6 protein-coding genes are annotated in these 5156 nt (G+C 39.4%); 2 read left to right on the top strand and 4 right to left on the bottom strand.

The features are described 5' to 3' along the window. On the bottom strand, positions 1-1016 hold a 1016-nt coding region (locus KS419_RS17210; protein WP_217067629.1), incomplete at its 3' end, for a FeoB small GTPase domain-containing protein. Next, positions 1017-1232, bottom strand: a complete 216-nt coding sequence (locus KS419_RS17205) for a FeoA family protein (protein WP_217067628.1) — start codon at positions 1230-1232, stop codon at positions 1017-1019. A 443-nt stretch (positions 1233-1675) separates the two neighbouring features. Between KS419_RS17205 and KS419_RS17200 the strand changes: the two genes are divergently transcribed. Next, the gene (locus KS419_RS17200; protein WP_217067627.1) at positions 1676-2887 is read left to right on the top strand and encodes a chromate transporter; all 1212 of its coding nucleotides are present in this window, start codon (positions 1676-1678) and stop codon (positions 2885-2887) included. A gap of 31 nt (positions 2888-2918) precedes the next feature. On the opposite strand, the gene KS419_RS17195 is transcribed toward KS419_RS17200, so the two are convergent. Next, on the bottom strand, positions 2919-3125 hold the full coding sequence (locus KS419_RS17195) for a hypothetical protein (RefSeq protein WP_217067626.1): 207 nt from the start codon (positions 3123-3125) through the stop codon (positions 2919-2921). Between the two features lie 280 nt (positions 3126-3405). Here KS419_RS17195 and KS419_RS17190 point away from each other — a divergent pair, with 280 nt between their 5' ends. Continuing rightward, positions 3406-4395 carry a DUF3231 family protein gene (locus KS419_RS17190; protein WP_217067625.1) on the top strand — a complete coding sequence of 330 codons (990 nt, stop codon included), beginning with the start codon at positions 3406-3408 and terminating at the stop codon, positions 4393-4395. Between the two features lie 174 nt (positions 4396-4569). Here the strand turns inward: KS419_RS17190 and KS419_RS17185 are convergent. Next, positions 4570-5156 (bottom strand): group II intron maturase-specific domain-containing protein (locus tag KS419_RS17185; RefSeq protein WP_281419836.1); only part of this gene is annotated, 587 nt, incomplete at its 5' end.

Genomic DNA, 5156 nt, shown 5'->3' with positions numbered 1-5156 from the left:
CCCTGCACTCCTATTTTCCGTAATAATCCGTCCATCAGGACTCCTAGCCTAGGTAAATACCCACTGTCTTCCAAAACAGATAGTACAATGTAAAATAGAAACACATATGGAAGGATCAGTGCTATTGGCCACTCAAAAGCTTTTATTAACACTCCAAATTCTCCCACAAGGAGACTATGTATAATTCCCTCTGTTACAAAACGGTTTACCATTCCTTCCACAAAAGGCGTATAAATGTTATTTAAAAGCGGAAGAAAAATAATAGCACGTAATCCTTTTCCACCACCTACAACAACAGCAAGTGCAAAAATTAAGACAAAAAAAGCAATTGGGATACCTGGGAAAGGAACCATTGCCCGGTCACCAAACTTCTCCATAAATGTTGGTGTTCTCTCTTCTGTTTTTTCTACCATCCGTACAATATCTTTGGCAAGTTCGTGAGGGGATTCAATGTTTTGAGGAACACTATTGATGTATTTATAAGGGTTCTTTACTACTCGGTTGCATGTTGACATCAGTTTATTTAAACCAATATTACGAACTGCAATTGTAGGAATGACAGGAACACCTAATAATTTTTCCAGTAATGGAACATCAATCGTTATCCCCATTCGTTCGGCAACATCAATTAGGTTTAATGCAAAAATAATTGGAATATCCCTCTGTAACAGCTCGATGGAAAGGAGTAAATTTCTTTCTAGATTTGTCGCATCCAATACGAAAATGATCGCATCCACATCTTCATCCAATAATTGTATGGCAAGCTTCTCCGCTTGTGATGTGGCTTTAAGGGAATAAGTGCCTGGAACATCGATTAAACTTGTTTTACCTTTAGAACCGATCAACTCCCCTTTTGTAAAGGATACTGTTGTTCCAACATAATTTGCGGCAAGAACCTGACGCCCAGTTAACTTCGAAAATATAACACTCTTCCCCACATTTGGATTTCCCATTAACAGAAATGTTCTTTCTCCGTTCTCAAACAATAACGCGCCCTCTTCATGACAGCAATCCATTTAACGCACCTCTTCAATCAAAATCTGATCCGCGATTTCTTTTCCAAGTGCCACCTTTCGTTTACCAACATGTATTAAGACAGGTCCCCCAAGTGGCATTCGGGATACCACCTTTGTGTGTAATCCTTCACAAATTCCCAAATACGAAAGTGGACAATCATTTGGGATTGCCTTAATCACACAGGAGCAATTTTTCTTACATTTGGATAGTTTCATTTTAACCCTCCCTCATTGATAATGATTATCAATGTCAACAAATGAATAGTACCACATTATCCCGATGGCTAGATTTCTCATATGTTACAACATTTTGACTTTTTTGGAATCGTACATTCCTATCTACGATATTGGCGTGGATGTGGAAAAAGTAATCACACTACTACTGCATGGTGGGAAGATATACATTATCAGGAATGACCCTGTTTAGGGCTATAGTTCATTTTTACAGAAGGCTAGGAGGAAGGTTAAAAATGATTTTCAAAAATATGATTTTAATGAAATGCACGACAGTCTATTATTCTACGAACGTCTGTAATACGAAGTCAAACAATACATTTACATAATTGTATTAATAATCATAACTTTTTACTGTAAAATAATAATAGTTTCAGTATTACTTAATAAATGTATCTAAACGTTACAGGGTCGGAGGCAAAATAATGAATGAAAAAAAATCAACAACAATTAACAACAGAAAAGGAATTCATTCTATACTAGAAGTATTTCTTGTTTCCTTGAGATTAGGATTTACATCGTTTGGTGGACCAATTGCCCATTTAGGATATTTTCACCATGAGTATGTCCGGCGAAGAAAGTGGTTAGATGAACGGAGTTATGCCGATTTAGTCGCCCTCTGTCAATTTCTTCCTGGTCCTGCAAGCAGTCAAGTTGGGATCGGAATTGGAGTCATGCGATCGGGTTTATTAGGGGGAATCTTTGCATTTATTGGTTTTACACTTCCTTCTGTCATTGTACTTATATTATTTGCATTATTTGTACAAGGTTTTGACGTAGGAAATGCAGGATGGATCCAAGGGTTAAAGATCGTTGCGGTTGCGGTTGTTGCACATGCTATTCTTGGAATGGCATCAAAACTGACACCGGATGTGAAACGTCGTACGATCGCTTTATTTGCCGTAATTACAACCTTATTATGGCAGAGTGTGATTACTCAAGTGGTTGTTATCGTTGTTGCTGCGTTGATAGGGTTTTGGATTTACCGTGAACAGAAATCACCAGAAGTTTCAAATATGGAGGTCCCAATCAGTAAAAGGTTTGCAATAGGTTGTTTGTCCTTGTTTTTTGGACTACTGATATTACTACCCTTTTTAAGAGAAATTACTTCCATTCACTGGATTGCGGTTTTCGATAGCTTTTATCGTGCCGGTTCCCTTGTGTTTGGTGGTGGTCATGTGGTCTTACCCCTTTTAGAACGGGAACTGGTACCTGTTGGTTGGATTACGGAAGAAACTTTCTTAGCAGGTTATGGGGCAACACAGGCAGTTCCAGGACCACTATTTACCTTTGCAGCATATCTAGGCGCTATGATGAATGGGTGGAGTGGTGCCCTTTTAGCAACTACCGCCATTTTTCTACCTGCATTTCTGTTAATTTTAGGTACCCTTCCATTCTGGGGGCTTTTACGCAGTAACCCGAAAATTCAAGCTGGACTGTTTGGTGTTAACGCCGCTGTAGTAGGAATACTAATTGCCGCATTATATCATCCCATTTGGACCAGTTCTATCCTTAATACAGCTGATTTTGCACTCGCTGCCGTGTTGTTTGGAATGCTTGTATTCTGGAAACTTCCTCCTTGGGCAGTCGTGTTAGCAGGTGCCATTGGCGGTACATTAATGGAATTTATGTTATAAGAAAAGCGTAAGCGCCTTGTCTCTTCCTCTACTAGCATCGTTTTGATGTATAGCCGTTCATCGGGCAAAGCGCCATGTCCTGTGGCATGCCCGATATTAGGATGTCCTGTCCGTTCATCGGGCAACCGCCACGTCCTGTGGCATGCCCGATATTAGGATGTCCTGTCCGTTCATCGGGCAAACCGCCACGTCCTGTGGCATGCCCGATATTAGGATGTCCTGTCCGTTCATCGGGCAAACCGCCACGTCCTGTGGCATGCCCGATATTAGGACGTCCTGTCCGTTAAAGCAACTCGAAGAAATACACTAGAAATACGCTCTTTGACTTCAGTTGTCACTTCCGAAGTGCCCCGTAGCTAATAGGCGCTGTAGCAAGAGCCGGCCTCCTAGAAAGGGAACGGTTTTTTGGGACAAACACTTTCCTTCCCCTCACTTCATCTAGCATATTCCATATCTATAAAAAATCATTATCCAGGGAACTATATGAGAAACATCTTATCTTGTGAAGGAGAATCAGTATGAGTATGAAAAATCCCATCAGTGTATCTGAAGTGGGTACACTCTGGTTAATGTATCAGCAAAAAACACTAATATTAAGAGTTTTAGAATATTTTTTGGAAAAATCTGATGATCAACAGGCCAAAAATATTATGGGGGGATTATGGCAAAACTTAGATTTCTATGTAAAAGAAATCGAATCTCTTTTTGAAAAGGAGGGAATCACAGTCCCCGTCGGATTTACAAAAGGAGATGTTAATTTAGAATCCCCAAAACTTTTTGACAACGGCTTTGATATTATGTTTGTTCGAGTCTTAAAGGAATTAAGCTTAGGAATGTATACGATCAACCTGAATATGGCTTACCGCAAAGATATCATTAGTTTATATGAGAGCTTAACAACGATGTCGAACAGTGTCTATAAAATAGCCACCACCTATTTGCTTGATAGGGGAATCCTTGTAACTCCACCAAATGTTCCCCCACCGAAGGGGAATGACTATATTGAAAGGAAAAATTATTTAAATGGTTTTCATCCGTTTGGCCAGCCACGATCCCTCAGTGATATTGAGGTGGGTATCCTCCATCACGGTATTGAAACAAATAATATCGGTTTCCAGCTAATCTCTGGTTTCGCCCAATGTGCAGAGGATAAATCAATTCGTAAATACTTCATTAAAGGAAAAGAATTAGCAAAAAAGCAAATAAAAATATTTGAAGAAATTCTCCAAAAAAATGATACCCCTTTATCTGTTACATCTGGAGGAAATGTCACCAGTTCACAGATGGCACCGTTTTCAGAAAAATTAATGATGTATCTTGTTTATCTATTAAACGGATTCGGACTTGTTGGAAGTAGTTTTGGAACCATATTCAGTTTGCGAAACGATCTCTCCATGAAATCTGCCCTCATTGCTAAAGATATATTTGTTTATGCGAATGATGGAGTGGAAATTATGATAAAAAAAGGCTGGTTGGAAGAACCACCTCAAACACCAGACATAAGGTGAGACTACGCAATAATGAGACTTCATTCGACGCGTGGTAATAGGGACTGACTGATGAATTTCGTAAAAACCAAAATGGAACGATAAGAAAATCAAAAATAGAGTAGGCGCATGAAATTATTCATGCGCCTCTCACAGATCCGTACGTGCGGGTCATCGCATACGGCTCCTCCATGATTATCCCCGTTGGGGATGATGATCATTATAAAGCTTCACAAGTGAAACAAGACCAATTTCTTCAAACCATTCATTAGGTAATGCAGTATGTACTGGGGTAGATAGAGAGCTTCTCCATTTACACATACGTAACCTTGGGAGATCTCCTTTCCATCCTCTTTTCCTCAGTGCTCTATACAATTTTCTAATTTTTCTCCAACTTCTTAATTGAACTGCTCTTAATCTTCTACGTATCCATTCATCAAATCTAGTGAAAGTAACCTTCCCATAGAAGTGACCAAAGTAATTACCCCAGCCTCTAAGGTATGAGTTCAGTTCTTCCTTAATCAATGTCTCGATGTTCACCGTTTGGTTTCGCTTAGTGATCTCCTTTACCTTTTCTTTAAACTTCTTTATTGCTTTAGGAGAAGGGGAGACCCAGTAACCACGCTTGAATTCGTAACCTAAAAATTGAAACGGCTCTTTTAAGTTATTAACAATCTTTGTCTTTCCAGGGTGAACAGTTAAACCCAGTTCATCATTTAAGAATCGGGTAACTGATTTAAGAACTCTTTCAGCCCCTTTTTGTGATTTACAGCAGATGACGA

It is taken from the genome of Evansella tamaricis (assembly GCF_019042215.1).
In the GTDB taxonomy this organism is placed as follows: domain Bacteria; phylum Bacillota; class Bacilli; order Bacillales; family Salisediminibacteriaceae; genus Evansella; species Evansella tamaricis.
This window is presented reverse-complemented; position numbering and strand designations above follow the sequence as displayed.